General features: G+C 72.8%; 11 protein-coding genes, 1 pseudogene and 1 riboswitch. Of the genes and pseudogenes, 1 reads left to right on the top strand and 11 read right to left on the bottom strand.

The genetic code is table 11. The features are described from left to right. Positions 1 to 68: 68 nt before the first annotated feature. The 10 genes from ACFV1J_RS34085 to ACFV1J_RS34040 form a co-directional block, all read right to left on the bottom strand. Entirely contained in the window at positions 69 to 1,379 is a 1,311-nt protein-coding gene (locus ACFV1J_RS34085; RefSeq protein WP_385864730.1) for a class I SAM-dependent methyltransferase, read from the bottom strand. Between the two features lie 219 nt (positions 1,380 to 1,598). After that, entirely contained in the window at positions 1,599 to 2,987 is a 1,389-nt protein-coding gene (locus tag ACFV1J_RS34080) for an NAD(P)/FAD-dependent oxidoreductase (RefSeq protein ID WP_385864728.1), read from the bottom strand. Positions 2,988 to 3,473: 486 nt separating this feature from the next. Next, entirely contained in the window at positions 3,474 to 4,418 is a 945-nt protein-coding gene (locus ACFV1J_RS34075; RefSeq protein WP_385864726.1) for an exopolyphosphatase, read from the bottom strand. Next, complete coding sequence (locus ACFV1J_RS34070) at positions 4,415 to 5,005, bottom strand: DUF501 domain-containing protein (protein WP_385864724.1); 591 nt, start codon at positions 5,003 to 5,005, stop codon at positions 4,415 to 4,417. The genes ACFV1J_RS34075 and ACFV1J_RS34070 overlap by 4 nt, the downstream gene beginning before the upstream one ends. A 135-nt stretch (positions 5,006 to 5,140) precedes the next feature. Further along, on the bottom strand, positions 5,141 to 5,593 hold the full coding sequence (locus tag ACFV1J_RS34065) for a septum formation initiator family protein (RefSeq protein WP_385864722.1): 453 nt from the start codon (positions 5,591 to 5,593) through the stop codon (positions 5,141 to 5,143). A 178-nt stretch (positions 5,594 to 5,771) separates the two neighbouring features. Next, a complete protein-coding gene (eno, locus tag ACFV1J_RS34060) occupies positions 5,772 to 7,052 on the bottom strand; it encodes a phosphopyruvate hydratase (protein WP_385864720.1) in 1,281 nt (426 codons plus the stop codon). Between the two features lie 292 nt (positions 7,053 to 7,344). Beyond that, entirely contained in the window at positions 7,345 to 7,998 is a 654-nt protein-coding gene (locus ACFV1J_RS34055; RefSeq protein WP_385864718.1) for a transglycosylase family protein, read from the bottom strand. Between the two features lie 7 nt (positions 7,999 to 8,005). Next, a riboswitch (cyclic di-AMP (ydaO/yuaA leader) is annotated at positions 8,006 to 8,213 on the bottom strand. Between the two features lie 212 nt (positions 8,214 to 8,425). Continuing rightward, positions 8,426 to 9,472 carry a transglycosylase family protein gene (locus tag ACFV1J_RS34050; RefSeq protein WP_385864716.1) on the bottom strand — a complete coding sequence of 349 codons (1,047 nt, stop codon included), beginning with the start codon at positions 9,470 to 9,472 and terminating at the stop codon, positions 8,426 to 8,428. Between the two features lie 250 nt (positions 9,473 to 9,722). Beyond that, positions 9,723 to 11,066 (bottom strand): cytochrome P450, encoded by a 1,344-nt coding sequence (locus ACFV1J_RS34045; RefSeq protein ID WP_385864715.1) that lies wholly within the window; start codon positions 11,064 to 11,066, stop codon positions 9,723 to 9,725. 75 nt (positions 11,067 to 11,141) lie between these two features. Beyond that, positions 11,142 to 12,023, bottom strand: a complete 882-nt coding sequence (locus ACFV1J_RS34040; protein WP_385864713.1) for a LysR family transcriptional regulator — start codon at positions 12,021 to 12,023, stop codon at positions 11,142 to 11,144. 152 nt (positions 12,024 to 12,175) lie between these two features. Here ACFV1J_RS34040 and ACFV1J_RS34035 point away from each other — a divergent pair, with 152 nt between their 5' ends. Further along, positions 12,176 to 13,606 carry an MFS transporter gene (locus ACFV1J_RS34035; protein WP_385864711.1) on the top strand — a complete coding sequence of 477 codons (1,431 nt, stop codon included), beginning with the start codon at positions 12,176 to 12,178 and terminating at the stop codon, positions 13,604 to 13,606. A 584-nt stretch (positions 13,607 to 14,190) separates the two neighbouring features. On the opposite strand, the pseudogene ACFV1J_RS34030 reads toward ACFV1J_RS34035, so the two are convergent. Continuing rightward, a pseudogene (locus ACFV1J_RS34030) lies at positions 14,191 to 14,532 on the bottom strand (hypothetical protein); the annotation flags it as partial. Positions 14,533 to 14,642 lie beyond the last annotated feature (110 nt).

The following is a 14,642-nucleotide window of genomic DNA, read 5'->3' as shown; positions in this document are numbered from 1 at the left end:
CCGCGGAAACGCGTGTGTGCCGGGTCCCCGCGCGGGGGCCCGGCACACACGCGTTTCGGCCCGGCGGGTCAGCCCGCCCAGGTCCGGGCCCGCAGCGGCAGCCCGGAGACGCCCGGTTCCGGGGTCCGTACGGCCAGCACCTGGTTGACTCCTATCCGGTTGCGCTCGAAGGACAGCGCCGAGGCGGCCATGTAGAGCCGCCAGACCCGGGCCCGGCCGGGCGAGGTGAGCCGTACCGCCGCGCCCCAGTGCCGCTCCAGGTTGGCGACCCACCGACGCAGCGTCAGCGCGTAGTGCTCGCGGATCGCCTCCACGTCCCGCACCTCGAACCCGGCCTCCTCCAGCTGGGCCACGGTCCGGCCGACCGGCGCCAGTTCGCCGTCCGGGAAGACGTACCGGTCGATGAACTCGTCGACGTGGTACGCCTCCTCGTCGGCCACCGGCCGCCGGGCGATCTGGTGGTTGAGCAGCCGCCCGCCGGGCCGCAGCAGGGCGTGCAGCGCGTCCGCGTACTCCGCGTACCGGGCGCGGCCGACGTGCTCGGCCATCCCGATCGAGGAGATCGCGTCGAACGGCTCGTCCTTGATCTCGCGGTAGTCCTGCACCCGGATCTCGACCCGGTCGGCGAGCCCGGCCTCGGCGATCCGCTTGCGCGCGTAGGTGGCCTGCTCCTCGGAGAGGGTGATGCCGACCGCCCGTACGCCGTACTCGCGGGCGGCGTGCAGCACCATCGAGCCCCAGCCGCAGCCGACGTCCAGCAGCCGCTGATCCTCTTTCAGGGCGAGCTTGCGGCAGATCAGGTCGAGCTTGTCCCGCTGGGCGTCCTCCAGCGTCGCGTCCGGTGCCGCCCAGTAGGCGCAGGAGTAGACCATGGACGGGCCGAGCACCAGCTCGTAGAAGTCGTTGCCGACGTCGTAGTGGTGGCTGATGGCTTCCTTGTCGCGCAGCAGGGTGTGCAGCGGGCCGCGGCGCCGGCGGGCCTCCTCGGCGGGCGGGGCGGGCGGGACCGGCGCGCCGGCCAGGGTCAGCAGTTCGCGGGCGGCGTTGCGGATCTCCGGGCGGGCCAGGGCGCGCAGGGCGGCGGCCCGCTGCGGCTTGGGGGCGGCGGTGCCGCGCTCCCAGACCAGTCCGGCGAGGAGGTCGAGCGCCTCGTAGAGGTCCCCTTCGACGTCGATGTCGCCGGCCACCCAGGCCCGGGCCAGGCCGAGCTCGCCGGGTTTGAACAGCAGCCGGCGCAGCGCGCGGCGGTTGCGGAAGACGAGCGTGGGTGCCCCCGGCGGGCCCGACTCGCTGCGGTCCCAGGCGCGGATGCGCACCGGGAGCGGGGTTCCCAGCACCTCCTCGGCGAGCTTGGTGAGCCGTCCAGCGGCGTCGGCCATGTCGCACACCTCCGTGTTGACGAGTCGGGCGAAGAAGTTTCACCCACCACGTAAACGCCAACGGGGCGTCCCGTTAGTCCCGTTCGTGTGCAAGCGAACCGCACCCGGGAGCCATTTCGCCAGAGTGGACACGTTTGCGGACATGGCGAAGGGCGCCCGCCCCACGGATGGCGGACGCCCTTCGGGCTGGTCGGAGTACTCCGGTACCCGACCGGTGAATCAGCTGGCCTTGGCCTTCGGCTTGTCGCCGGAGCCGGCCGCGGCCGGTGCGGGGGCCGGCTTGGCCGCCTCGTAGAACTCCTCGCGGGGGTTCTCCATGGCGCCGAGCGAGACCACCTCGCGCTTGAGGAACATGGCGAGCGTCCAGTCGGCGAAGACCCGGATCTTGCGGTTGAACGTCGGCATCGCCATGCCGTGGTACGCGCGGTGCATGTACCAGGCGAGACGGCCCTTGAGCTTGATCTTCATCTTGCCCATGACGATCATCGCGACGCCCTTGTGCAGGCCGAGACCGGCGACCGCACCCTTGTTGGCGTGGCTGTACTCCTTCTGCGGGAAGCCCCGCATGCCGGAGACCACGTTGTCGCCGAGGATCTTGGCCTGCCGCAGCGCGTGCTGCGCGTTCGGCGGGCACCAGGCGTTCTCGTTGCCGTTCTTGCGGCCGACCAGGTCGGGGACCTGGGCGTTGTCGCCGGCGGCCCAGATGTAGTCGGTGCCCTGCACCTGGAGGGTCGGGGCGGTGTCGACGTGACCGCGCGGGCCGAGCGGCAGGCCGAAGCGGGCCAGCGCCGGGTTGGGCTTGACGCCCGCGGTCCACACGATGGTGTTGGAGTCGACCTCGAGGCCGTTGTTGAGCTTGACGTGGCCGTCGACGCAGGAGTCCATGCCGGTCTTGAGGTAGACCTCGACGCCGCGCGACTCCAGGTGGTCCTTGCCGTACGAGCCGAGCTTCGGGCCGACCTCGGGGAGGATCTTGTCGGCGACGTCGACCAGCAGGAAGCGCATGTCCTCGCGCTTCACGTTGTTGTAGTACTTCGCGGCGTCGCGGGCCATGTCCTCGACCTCACCGACGGTCTCCGCGCCGGCGAAGCCACCGCCGACGAAGACGAAGGTGAGCGCCTTGCGGCGGACGTCCTCGTCGGTCGTGGAGTCGGCCTTGTCCAGCTGCTCCAGGACGTGGTTGCGCAGGCCGATGGCCTCCTCGATGCCCTTCATGCCGATGCCGTTCTCGGCGAGGCCGGGGATCGGGAAGGTGCGGGAGACCGCGCCCATGGCGACGACCAGGTAGTCGAAGGGCAGCTCGTACGCCTCGCCGACCAGCGGGGCGATCGTGGCGACCTTGCGGTCCTGATCGATGGTGGTGACCCGGCCGGTGAGGACCTCCGCCTTCGGCAGCACGCGTCGCAGCGGGACGACGACGTGCCGGGGGGAGATGCTGCCGGCGGCGGCTTCGGGGAGGAAGGGCTGATAGGTCATGTACGACCGCGGGTCGACGACCGTGACGGTCGCCTCGCCGTAGCGCATCTTCTTGAGGATGCGCCGAGCTGCGTACAGGCCTACGTACCCACCGCCTACTACGAGGATCCTGGGACGCTCCGTGGTGCTCATGCAATCGAGTATCCACCCCCACATGGGGGGTCGCTCGTGAGCCCCTTCACAAGGGTCGGAGGGGTATCTGCTACACTCCGCCGGCTTCGTGACGGACGCCATAGCGCGGGCCGGAACCACCGTAGTACGTCAGGCGTTGGAGACCCCCGTTGATCAGGCCTTGTGGGCCGTCCGGGGGACGAACCAGGCCCTCGGGGAGGCCGTCGCCGAACCGTCGGAACCCGCGCATTCTCCGGGTCGAAGAGCCCTGGAGCCTTCGAATGAGCGTCGTACGGTCAGATTGTTCGCCCGACGGGAGGGTTTTTCATGTGAAGGATTTCACGAACTTTCTTTCCCGGGGTGCCCGCGGAGCCCGCTGAAGCCCCCGGAATCCCGCCCGGCCGCCACCACGCCGACTCAAAAAGCCCCCCGGCAGAGGCGGTTGCCGCACCTCTGCCGGCCGGCCGTCACACCGTTCGCGGGGCCCCGTAGCGCCGCGTCCCGGCCTCAGTCCGCGATGCTCCAGGCGATGCCGTCCAGGATGTCGTGTTCGCTCACCACGACCTCCTCGGCGCCGGTGCGTTCCATGATCGAGAGGAGGACGAGGGCGCCCGCGCCGATCACGTCGACCCGGCCCGGGTGCATGACCGGGATGGCCGCGCGTTCGACGTGGGTGGCGGTGAGCAGGCGGTCGGTGATCTCGCGGACCTTCGCCAGCGGGATGCGGGAGTGGTGGATGGCCGCGGAGTCGTAGTCGGTGAGGCCCAGGGCGATCGCGGCGACGGTGGTCACCGAGCCGGCCAGGCCCACCAGGGTGGCGGCCTCGGCCAGCGGAACGATCTCCTCCGCGTGGTCCAGGGCCTTGGCGATGTCGGCCTTCATGGCGGCGATCCGGGCGGGCGTCGGCGGGTCACTGATCCCGCCGTCGTGGACCAGGTGGCGCTCGGTCATCCGGACGCAGCCGACGTCGACGGAGCGTGCGGCACGGACGGAGCCGTCGCCGAGGACGAACTCGGTGGAGCCGCCGCCGATGTCCACCACCAGGAACGGCCGCGCGAGATCGGCGCGGCCGGTGAGCTCCTTGGTGGCACCGTGGAACGAGAACTCCGCCTCCTGGTCGCCGGTGATCACCTCGGGCTCCACGCCCAGGATGTCCACCACGCCGCGCACGAAGTCCGCGCGGTTCTCCGCGTCCCGGGAGGCCGAGGTGGCCACGAAACGGACCTGTTCGGCGCCCAGGCCCTTGATGACCTCGGCGTACTCCCGGCAGGCCGCGAAGGTGCGCTCCAGCGCCTCCGGCGCCAGCCGGCCGGTGCGGTCCACGTCCTGGCCCAGCCGGACGATCTGCATCCGGCGGTCGAGCTCCGTCAGCTCGCCGGTCCGCGGGTCGACGTCCGCGATCAGCAAGCGGATGGAGTTCGTACCGCAGTCGACGGCGGCGACGCGCTTCACTCGGACTCTCCCTCGTCGGTCCCGCTGCCGGTCTCGCTGCCGGTCCTGCTGTCGTTCTCGCCGGCGTTCTCGCCGCACGGGCTCACGCACGGGCCCTTCCGCCACCACTCCGGCAGCATGGCGATCGCCTCGTCACCGAGCGGGTTGACGCCCGGCCCGGCCGCCAGCGAGTGGCCGACGAGGACGTGCAGGCACTTGACCCGGTCGGGCATGCCGCCCGCGCTCGGGAAGCCCTCCAGCACCTCGATGGCGTCCCGCCGCCGGATGTAGTCCTCGTGGGCCGCGCGGTAGGCGGCGGCGAGCTCCGGGTCGGTCGCCAGCCGCTCGGACATCTCCTTCATCACGCCGTTGGCCTCCAGCGTGCCGATCGCGGAGGCCGCGCGCGGGCAGGTGAGGTAGTAGAGCGTGGGGAAGGGCGTGCCGTCCTCCAGGCGCGGCGCCGTCTCGACGACGTCCGGCTGGCCGCACGGGCAGCGGTGCGCGATGGCGCGCAGGCCGCGCGGCGGGCGGCCGAGCTGCTCCTTGAAGGCGGCGATGTCCGCGGCGGTGGGCTCGGTGGGCTCGGTCTGGGGCGGAGGGGTTTCCATGTGCGCTTTCGGTGAGGTGGTGGGTGAAACGGCGGTGGGGCGGAACGGCGGTACGTGCCGCCCCTGTCGACAGTACGGGGCCGCGCGGGCCGGCGGTACGGGCCGGGCGCACCGGCGGCACGGCCGGCGCGGGCACTACCGCTTGTCGGCCGCGTCGACCGCCTGCCACAGGTTGTCGTACCAGGGGCGCTCGGCCGCCCGCGTCCCCTTGGGGGCGGCGGCGGTGCCGGAGCCGTCCTGGACGATGTAGCCGGTCTCGCCCGGCATGACGTAGTGCAGGTGGCGGCGGGCCTGCTGGCGGACGTACTCCGGGTCCTGCCAACGGGCCTTCTGCTCGCGCAGCCGGTCCAGCTGGGCACCCGCGTCCCGGGCCTTGCGGCGCTGGTCGGCGATGTCGGAGCGCTGGGAGACGTACTGCCTTATCGGGTAGGCGAGCGCCACCACCAGCGAGCACATCACCAGCGCCAGCAGGGCGGCGCGGCCGGTGAGGCGGTTGCGGCGGGCCGGCCGGGCGCGGTAGACGCGGGCGGCGGCCTGCTCGCCGAGCGCCTTGAGTCGGGTCGCGGTCGAGAACCGGTCCGCGGGCACGTCGTCTCCCCTTCACTGACGGACGCCGGTCTGCGTCAAGCAGGTACGTCCCCGGCAACGGTACGGGACCGTCGCCGGGGACGTACGGGGTGCTGGGCGGTCGGCTCGCCCGATCAGCCCTTTCGGGCCGCGGGTCGGCACGCCCCCGCGGAACCGCGGGACGCCGAGCTCCGGGGCGTCAGCCCTTGAAGCGGGGGAACGCGCTGCGGCCGGCGTACACCGCGGCGTCGTCGAGGATCTCCTCGATGCGCAGCAGCTGGTTGTACTTGGCGACGCGCTCGGAGCGGGCCGGGGCGCCGGTCTTGATCTGGCCGCAGTTGGTGGCGACGGCCAGGTCGGCGATGGTGACGTCCTCGGTCTCGCCGGAGCGGTGCGACATCATGCACTTGAAGCCGTTGCGCTGGGCCAGCTCGACGGCGTCCAGGGTCTCGGTCAGCGAACCGATCTGGTTGACCTTGACCAGGAGGGCGTTGGCGGAGCCCTCCTCGATGCCGCGGGCCAGGCGCTCGGGGTTGGTGACGAACAGGTCGTCGCCGACCAGCTGGACCTTGGCGCCGAGCTTGTCGGTGATGACCTTCCAGCCGGCCCAGTCGTCCTCGAACAGCGGGTCCTCGATGGAGACCAGCGGGTACGCGGCGACGAGCTCCTCGTAGTACTCGGTCATCTGGGCGGCCGAGCGGGACTGGCCCTCGAACTGGTACGAGCCGTCCTTGTAGAACTCGGAGGCGGCGACGTCCAGGGCGAGCGCGATGTCCTGGCCGGGGGCGTAGCCGGCCTGCTTGATGGCCTCCAGGATCAGGTCGAGGGCCTCGCGGTTGGAGCCGAGGTTGGGGGCGAAGCCGCCCTCGTCACCCAGGCCGGTCGACAGACCGCGCTCCTTCAGGACCTTCTTGAGGGTGTGGTAGACCTCGGCGCCCCAGCGCAGGGCCTCGGAGAAGGACTCCGCGCCGATCGGGGCGATCATGAACTCCTGGATGTCCACGTTGGAGTCGGCGTGCGAGCCGCCGTTCAGGATGTTCATCATCGGCACGGGCAGGACGTGCGCGTTGGGGCCGCCCAGGTAGCGGAACAGCGGGAGGTCGCTGGCCTCGGAGGCGGCGTGCGCGACGGCGAGGGAGACGCCGAGGATGGCGTTGGCGCCGAGCGAGCCCTTGTTGTCGGTGGCGTCCAGGTCGAACATGGCCTGGTCGATCAGCCGCTGCTCGGTGGCGTCGTAGCCGACGAGCTCCGGGCCGATCTGCTCGATGACGGCCAGGACGGCCTTCTCCACGCCCTTGCCGAGGTAGCGGTTGGGGTCGCCGTCGCGGAGCTCGATGGCCTCGAAGGCGCCGGTCGAGGCGCCGGACGGCACGGCGGCACGGCCGGTGCTGCCGTCGTCGAGGCCGACCTCGACCTCGACCGTGGGATTACCTCGCGAGTCGAGAATTTCGCGGGCTACGACGACGTCGATGGACGGCACGTTGTCTCCTTCATGGGTGTCTGGAGTTCTGCAGCACGAGCCTAACGGCCCGGGGAGCGTCCGCCTGCCCTTGGCCCGCTCCGTGGGACGGAATAACCCAACAAGCCACCCAAAAGACCAGGTCACGGTAGGTTTGCCGCAATGTTCGCGGAGCGGGAAAAGTCCGGCGAGTGCCGGGCCGACGGCGGGGCGCCGCGGAGGGGATACGGAGAAGCCCCGCCGCGGCGCGCCGGGGGGAGGGGCGCGCCGGACGGGGCCGGTCTCACCAGGGGTGTCCCGGTGCGGGGACGGCTCAGACGTGGAGCTTCTGACCCGGGAAGATCAGGTTGGGGTTGCCGCCGATGACGGACTTGTTGGCCGCGTAGACGGCCTTCCAGTTGGTGCCGTGCGCCTTGGCGATCTTGGCGAGGGTGTCGCCGGCCTTGACGGTGTAGTTGCCGTGACCCTGGTTCTTCTTCGGGGCCGGGGCGCTCTCGTGCTTCGGGGCGGCGGGGGTGCGCTTGACGGCCGCGTCGCTCTTCGACGGGGCGGACTTGGCGACCGGGGCGCTGGTGTTCAGGTCGGGGGACGGGCCACCGGCGGTCAGGCCGCCGGCACCGGCGCAGGACCAGGCGCCCGGGCCCTGGATGGCGAGGAGCTTCTCGGCGACGGCGATCTGCTGGGCCTTGGTGGCCAGGTCGGCGCGCGCCGCGTACTTGGTGCCGCCGGCGGCGGCCCAGCTGGAGTTGGAGAACTGCAGGCCACCGTAGTAGCCGTTACCGGTGTTGATCGACCAGTTGCCGCCGGACTCGCACTGGGCGACCTTGTCCCAGGTGGCGACGGATGCGGCGGAAGCGGAGGTGGCGCCCATCAGCGGGGCGGCGACGGCGGCACCGGCGACACCGGCGAGCGCGGCGACGCGGACGGCCTTGGAGGGACGACGGTGCTTGCCCTTGTTGATCAGCATGGTTGGTTCGTTTCCTCACCGACGCCTGCGAGGTGAGCTGTCGGGTTCGGACTGATGAGTCGCCCGGCCGGTGCCGTGGCACCGGGCTTCACCCCAAGCCGGCTGACCCGCTTTCACGGGCCGGGCCGGCGCCTACCTTGGTTCCCCCGCTCCTGCCTACGGCGCTTGCGCGTCAACTGCCTCCGACCACCGGCAGGATTCGGCGTGTGATCGAAGGGGCCCGCTTTGGCGAGCGGTGATGACCGTAATCAGGAATCCCCTGGGTGTTCAAACCCCCTCATCTGGACCGAGTTGGCCCTTTTTGATCACGGAGGGGTCATAAAGCCGCAGGTGGGGGCCGGTGCGACGGTGGTGGACCCTTCGGGGCCCACCACCTCACAACGAGACGCTTGTCTCACTTTCGCCAAAGCGGGTCGAAACCGGCGAACTACCCTGCGGACTGCCCGAGATCGAGCTGCTGACCTGGGCGGATCAGGTCCGCGTCGGAGCCGATGACGCCCTCGTTGCGGTCGTAGAGCGCCGGCCAGCCACCCGACAGCCGGTGCGCCTGGGCGATCGCTGACAGGCTGTCACCCGGCCGCACGGTGTACCCGTCACCGTCCACCGGGAGCGTCCGGTGCGCGTCGTCACCGCGCGAGGCGTGCCGCCCGCCGGACGTCCGGTCGCCGCCGTCGCCCTCGCCCGGGTCCGCGTCGCCGCGGTGCCGGCCCGAGCCGCCGCCCGGCACGCCGTCCGTCGCCGTACCGCCCGGCGTCCCGTCGGGGCCCGTGCCGTCCACGTCTCCCGCGCCGTCCCCATCGCCCGTACCGCTGCCGTTGCCGTCATCGGAGGGGTCGGTGGTGCCGGAGGGGTCGTGGCTGCCCGACGGGTCCTCGCCGTGGTCGCCCGGCGTCGCGTCGCCGGACGGGTCGGACGGACCGGAGGTCCGGTCGGGGCCGGGGGACGTCTCGCCGGTCCCGGCGGAGTCCGAGGGGGCGGGAGTGGACGGGGACGGTGTGGTCCGCGACGGCTCGTCACCGGCCGGCCCGTCGCCCTCGTCGCCACCCGGGTCGTCGGCCGTACCGTCGTGCCAGCCGGAGGAGCCGGAGCCGGCGGTTCCGTCGTCGTCGGACGGGTCGGGTATCGGGGCGCTGGTGCCGCCCGGGTTCACCTGCGGCGCCCGGCCGTCCTTCTTCAGGCCGGCGTTCACCGCACAGCTCGGAAAGGCGTCCGGCCCGAGGTCGTCGAGGATCGCCTCGGCCACCGCGATCTGCTGGGCGCGGCTGGCGAGGTCGGGCCGCGAGGCGTAGTCCCCGCCGCCGTGCCGGTCCCACATCTCCTGGGTGAGCTGGAGACCGCCGTAGAAGCCGTTGCCGGTGTCCGAGCTCCAGACGCCGCCGCTCTCGCACTGGGCGACGCGGTCCCAGGTCGCGGTGTCGGCGGCGTGGGCGCCACCGGCGGAGAGCAGGGGCAGTGCCAGTGCCGAGCCGGTCACTCCCGCCGTGACAAAGATGGCCGGTGCTTGACGGGGGCGACGGTGTCGGCCGTTCCCGGAACGCATGCGGATGCCTTTCGCGCGGCGGTTGAGTTGTCGCGACCGCCGGCCTTCCTCGGCAATCTGTTCGAGGGGCCGTCGATCGTGGATCGAAAGGTAGCCGGGGTCACGGGTAGTCACAAGTCGGTGTAGTGGAGATCACGCGCAGGTCACGTCCTGACGCTCTGTCACCATCGGCCTCCGCCGCTGGTCAGGCCCGCTCGGGCGCGAACTCGACGGGCAGCGACCGGAGTCCGCGCATGATGAGCCCACCGCGCCACCGCAATTCCGCCGGTTCCACCGCAAGCCGGATGTCCGGGAGCCGGGTCAGCAGCGTGGCGAGCGCGGTCTGTCCTTCGAGCCGGGCGAGCGGGGCGCCCAGGCAGTAGTGGATGCCGTGCCCGTATCCCAGGTGCTGATTGTCACGCCGGGTCAGGTCGAGTACGTCCGGCTCGGGGAAGCGCGCCGGGTCGCGGTCGGCGGCGGCCAGGACGACCAGGACGGGGTCCCCCTCGGCGATCCGCTGCCCGCCGAGGGTCAGTTCCTCGGTGGCGAACCGCCAGGTCGCCAACTCCACCGGGCCGTCGAAGCGGAGGAGTTCCTCGACCCCGGTGGCCAGCAGCCCGGTGTCGCCCGCCGCCAGCGACTTCTGCAGCAGCTCACGCTGGGCGGGGTGGCCCAACAGGGCGTGGATGCCGTTGCCGATGAGGTTGACGGTGGTCTCGAAACCGGCGAAGAGCAGGATGAACGCCATCGCGGCGGCCTCGTTCTCGGTGAGGTGCTCACCGTGGTCCGAGGCCCGGATGAGGCCCGAGATCAGGTCCTCGCCCGGTGTCGGCCCGTCGGGCAGCGCCTCCCGCTTGCGGTGGATGAGGTCGGCGAGATAGCCCCGCATCTTCTTCACGGACCGGGCGACGCCACCGCGGGGGCCTCCCCCGTGCCGGATCATCATGCCCGCCCAGTCCCGGAAGTCGTCCTGGTCCTCGCGCGGGACGCCCAGCAGGTCACAGATGGCGTAGATGGGCAGCGGGAAGGCGAACTCGTGGATCAGGTCGGCCTCGCCGCGGGCGGCGAACCCGTCGATGAGGTGGTCGGTCAGCTCCTGCACCCGGGGCGCGAACTCGGCGACGCGACGGGGGGTGAACGCCTTGCTGACCAGCCGGCGCAGCCGGGTGTGGTCCGGCGGGTCGATGTTGAGCAGGTGCGTCATCAGGTTGGCGCTGCGCTCGCCCGGGATGCCGACCTTGCCCTTGCCGTGCGCGGACTCGCTGTGGTGCACCGGGTTCTTGGAGAGCCGGGCGTCGGCCAGCGCCTGCCGCGCCTCGGGGTAGCGGGTCACCAGCCATGCCTCGACCCCGCTGGGCAGCGCCGTGCGGTGCACCGGCGCGTGCTCCCGCAGCCAGGCGTACGCCGGGTACGGGTCGGAGGCGAACTCCCAGGTGAACAGCTCGGGCGCGGGCGGGACCGGCCGGTGTGCCGGGCAGCCGGCGGGACGGTCCGGAGCGGGACCGGCGGGCGCCGGGTCCGCAGGGGCGGGGCGGGACGTGTCGTGCACCCTCTGACCGTAACCGCCCCGGCGGACGCCCCGCGCACGGGCGGCGGGCGGCCGCCGAGCGGCCCGGCGCCCCCGCTAGGAGCCGCTCGGATCCACCCCCAGCCCCGCCAGGAAGGCCACCGCCGCCGGTGACGGCCCCAGGGCGCTCCACACCACCCGTTCCGTACGCTCCGGCGCCGGCCGCGCCCGCACGATGTGCAGTCCGGACAGCTCGGCGGCGATGGCCTCCGGGACCATGCCGATGCCCAGCCCCGCCCGCACCAGCTTCGCCAGGAACTCCACGGTGGTCACCTCGAAGGACACCTCCGACGACAGCCCGGCCGCCCGGAACGCCTCGTCGCGCTGGCGCCGGGCCGCCGACCCCGCCGTGAAGTCCACGAAGGTCTCCCGCGCCAGCCGCGCCAGAGTCGTCCACTCCCGGCCCGCCAGCGCATGCCCCGGCGGCACGACGGCCACCAGCTCGCCGCGGGCCAGCACCCGCTCCCGTACGCCGGCCGGCCGGGCGTCCGGCACCAGCCCGACGAAGGCGACGTCCAGCGTCCCCTCCCGCACCTTCTCGATGAGCGGATCGCTCATCTCCATCCGCAGACCGACCCGCACCTGCGGATGGCGACTGCGGAACTCGCCCAGTTCACGGGCGAGATCGACGGCCGCCACGGTCGAGATGGCGCCCACCGCCAGCCGGCCGCGCACCTCCCCGGTCGCCGCCGCCACCTCGGCCCGGGCCCGCTCGGCGGCCGCCAGCGCCTGCCGCGCGACGGGCACGAACGCCTCGCCGGCGGCGGTCAGCCGGACGCTGCGGCTGGTCCGGTCGAAGAGCCGCGCGCCGAGCTCCTTCTCCAGCCGGGCGATCTGGTGACTGAGCGCCGACTGCACGACATGGCACCGCTCGGCGGCCCGGGTGAACCCGCCCGTTTCGGCCACCGCCACGACATAGCGCATCTGCTGGAGCTCCATGCCCGTCGATCCTGCCACCGACCGAAGCGATCGATCGTGATTCGCGATGGATTCCATGAAAACGATGTGTTGGACTCATCGATACCGCCGGGCCGACGCTGGGTGGTGCCCGCCGCCACGGTGGCCGCGGGCACCGAACGGGGAGGTCAGGTATGACAGCCGAGGACGCACACCGGTCCGCGCGGCAACGGCCGGGACGGCTGGGCCGCGGCACCCTGCTGCTGATGTCCGTCGCCACCGGACTGTCCGTCGCCGGCAACTACTTCGCCCAGCCGCTGCTCGACGTCATCGGTCATGACCTGCGGCTTTCGGCAGCCACCGCGGCACTCGTGGTGACCGTCGCGCAGACCGGCTACGGCCTCGGGCTGCTGCTGCTCGTCCCGCTCGGCGACCTGCTGGAACGGCGCCGGCTCGCCGTCACGCTGTGCGCGGCGACCGCCGTCTTCCTCACCGTGACGGCGAGCGCGACCAACGCCGCCCTGCTGCTGACCGGCACCGCACTGACCGGCCTCACCTCGGTCGCGGCGCAGGTCGTCATGCCGTACGCGGCCACCCTCGCCGCCCCCGAGGAGCGCGGGCGGACCGTCGGCACGGTCATGACCGGTCTGCTGCTCGGCATCCTGCTCGCCCGTACGGCCTCCGGAACCCTCGCGGAACTGGGCGGCTGGCGCACCGCGTACTGGGTCAACGCGGGGCTGATGGCGCTGATGGCCGTCCTGCTGCGGTTCCGGCTGCCGGCCCTGCGCACCACGGCCGGACTGCGCTACCCGGCGCTGCTGCGCTCCACCCTCGCGCTGTTCGCCCAGGAGCCGGTGCTGCGGTGGCGGGCGGTGCTGGGCGCGCTGACCTTCGCGGGCTTCAGCGCGCTGTGGACGGCGCTGGCGTTCCTGATGTCGGGGCCGGCCTACGGCTGGCAGGAGTCCGCCATCGGTCTGCTGGGGCTGGTCGGCGCGGCCGGCTCGCTCTCCGCCTCCGCCGCCGGCCGGCTGGCGGACCGCGGACTGGTCCACCACGTCACCGGGGCCGCGGCGTTCCTGCTGCTCGGCTCCTGGGGGCTGCTGGCCCTGGGCGGGGCGGGCGGCGGCTGGTCGCTGGCGGCGCTGCTGGCCGGGGTGATCGTGCTGGACCTCGCCGCGCACGCCCTGCACGTCAGCAACCAGAACCTGATCTACGGCGTCCGCCCCGAGGCCCGTAACCGCCTCAACTCCGCCTACATGACCGGTTACTTCGCGGGCGGCGCGGTCGGCTCGGCGCTGACCTCGGCGGTGTGGTCCGCCGCGGGCTGGGGCGGGGTGTGCGTCATGGGGGCCGGGCTGGCGGCGGCCGTGGTGGCGGTGTGGGTGCTGGACCGGTCGGCGCGCCGCCGCACCCGGCCGGACGGGGCCGCGCGGGCGCACGAGCCGGCCGCGGCGGCTGGCGGTCACGCGCTGACCGTGTCCCCGCTCCCGTCCCCGCCCGGGCCCTCGCCGAGGGCCCGCTTGGCGCCGGGGTGGCCCAGGGCGGCGGCCTTGCGGTACCAGGCCTGGGCCTCGCCGGGCTCGTCGGCCTTCTTGTGCAGCTCGGCGAGACGGAAGGCGCCGTAGGGGTCACCGGATTCGTAGGCCTTGAGATACCAGGGGCGGGCCCGCTCCGGGTCGCCCCTGGTCTCCAGGAAGACGCCGTAGTTGGCGGCGGCGAGGGGTTGCCCCTTCTCGGCATCCCCCCAGAGCTCCTCCTCGGTTTCCCCGGGCGTTACCGTCTCCAAGAGGTCGCGCAGCCGCTGCGCCGCCCGCTTGTCACCGGCGTCCGCGGCGCGCCGCAACCACACCTCGGCGCCCCTGCTGTGGTTCCACAGGAGGAGGAGGCTGCCGTAGCTGGCCGCGACTTCGGCACACCCGGCCTGGATCGCGTCGCGGTAGCCGTCGAAGGCCTCGTCCTCGTCACCCGCGGCCAGCCGCAGATCGGCCCACAGATACGCCGCCTCCGCGCTCCCGCCCGCCTTCCCGGCACCCAGCCACCGCTCCGCCCGCCCCCGCAGCAGCTTCCCCAGCAGCGTCGCCGCCTCCGCGTCCCCCGCCTCCGCGGCGAGCTCCAGATACGGTTCGGCGGCCTTGTCCTCGCCCCGGTCGGCCAGCATCCGGCCCAGCCGCCCCGCGGACTGCGACTGCCCGTCGTCCGCCGCACGCCGGAACCACTCCTCGGCCTCCGCCCGCTCCCCCAATGACTCGGCCAGCACCCCGAGGTGGTGCAGCGCCGTGCGGTCCCCCGCGTCGGCGGCCCTGCGGAACGCCTCGCGGGCGGCGGCCGCGACCCCCGGGTAGTCGTACGCGTCGTCCGCCCGCGCCACTTCCAGGGCGCAGCCCCAGATGTGGCCGTCCACCGGCGGCAGGGTGTCGTGCTGCTCGGCCGCCTCCAGGAGGAAGGGCGCGACCCGCCAGGTGTCGCCGGTGCCGCGGACGAGGAACCGCAGCAGGCCGTGACGCGGCTCCGTCGCCCAGGCCAGGGCGTCCGCCAGCGGCTCCCGGTCCATGCCGGTGACCTCCGCGTAGCCCTCGTGCACCGTGACCAGCAGGTCCATCGGCAACGGGCCGTGCAGCCCGCAGCGGGCCAGGTCGAGGGCGGCCCGGACCAGGGCGTGGC

Origin of the sequence: Streptomyces sp. NPDC059649 (genome assembly GCF_042734445.1) — a bacterium.
GTDB lineage: Bacteria > Actinomycetota > Actinomycetes > Streptomycetales > Streptomycetaceae > Streptomyces.
Note: the sequence above shows the minus strand (reverse complement) of the source record. Positions and strands in the feature narration are given on the sequence as shown.

What these genes read in the sequence shown, in the direction of transcription:
- ACFV1J_RS34085 (WP_385864730.1), bottom strand. Translation starts at nt 1,379, where the DNA reads ATGGCCGACGCCGCTGGACGGCTCACCAAGCTCGCCGAGGAGGTGCTG.
- ACFV1J_RS34080 (WP_385864728.1), bottom strand. Translation starts at nt 2,987, where the DNA reads ATGAGCACCACGGAGCGTCCCAGGATCCTCGTAGTAGGCGGTGGGTAC.
- ACFV1J_RS34070 (WP_385864724.1), bottom strand. Translation starts at nt 5,005, where the DNA reads ATGGAAACCCCTCCGCCCCAGACCGAGCCCACCGAGCCCACCGCCGCG.
- ACFV1J_RS34055 (WP_385864718.1), bottom strand. Translation starts at nt 7,998, where the DNA reads ATGCTGATCAACAAGGGCAAGCACCGTCGTCCCTCCAAGGCCGTCCGC.
- ACFV1J_RS34040 (WP_385864713.1), bottom strand. Translation starts at nt 12,023, where the DNA reads ATGGAGCTCCAGCAGATGCGCTATGTCGTGGCGGTGGCCGAAACGGGC.
- ACFV1J_RS34035 (WP_385864711.1), top strand. Translation starts at nt 12,176, where the DNA reads ATGACAGCCGAGGACGCACACCGGTCCGCGCGGCAACGGCCGGGACGG.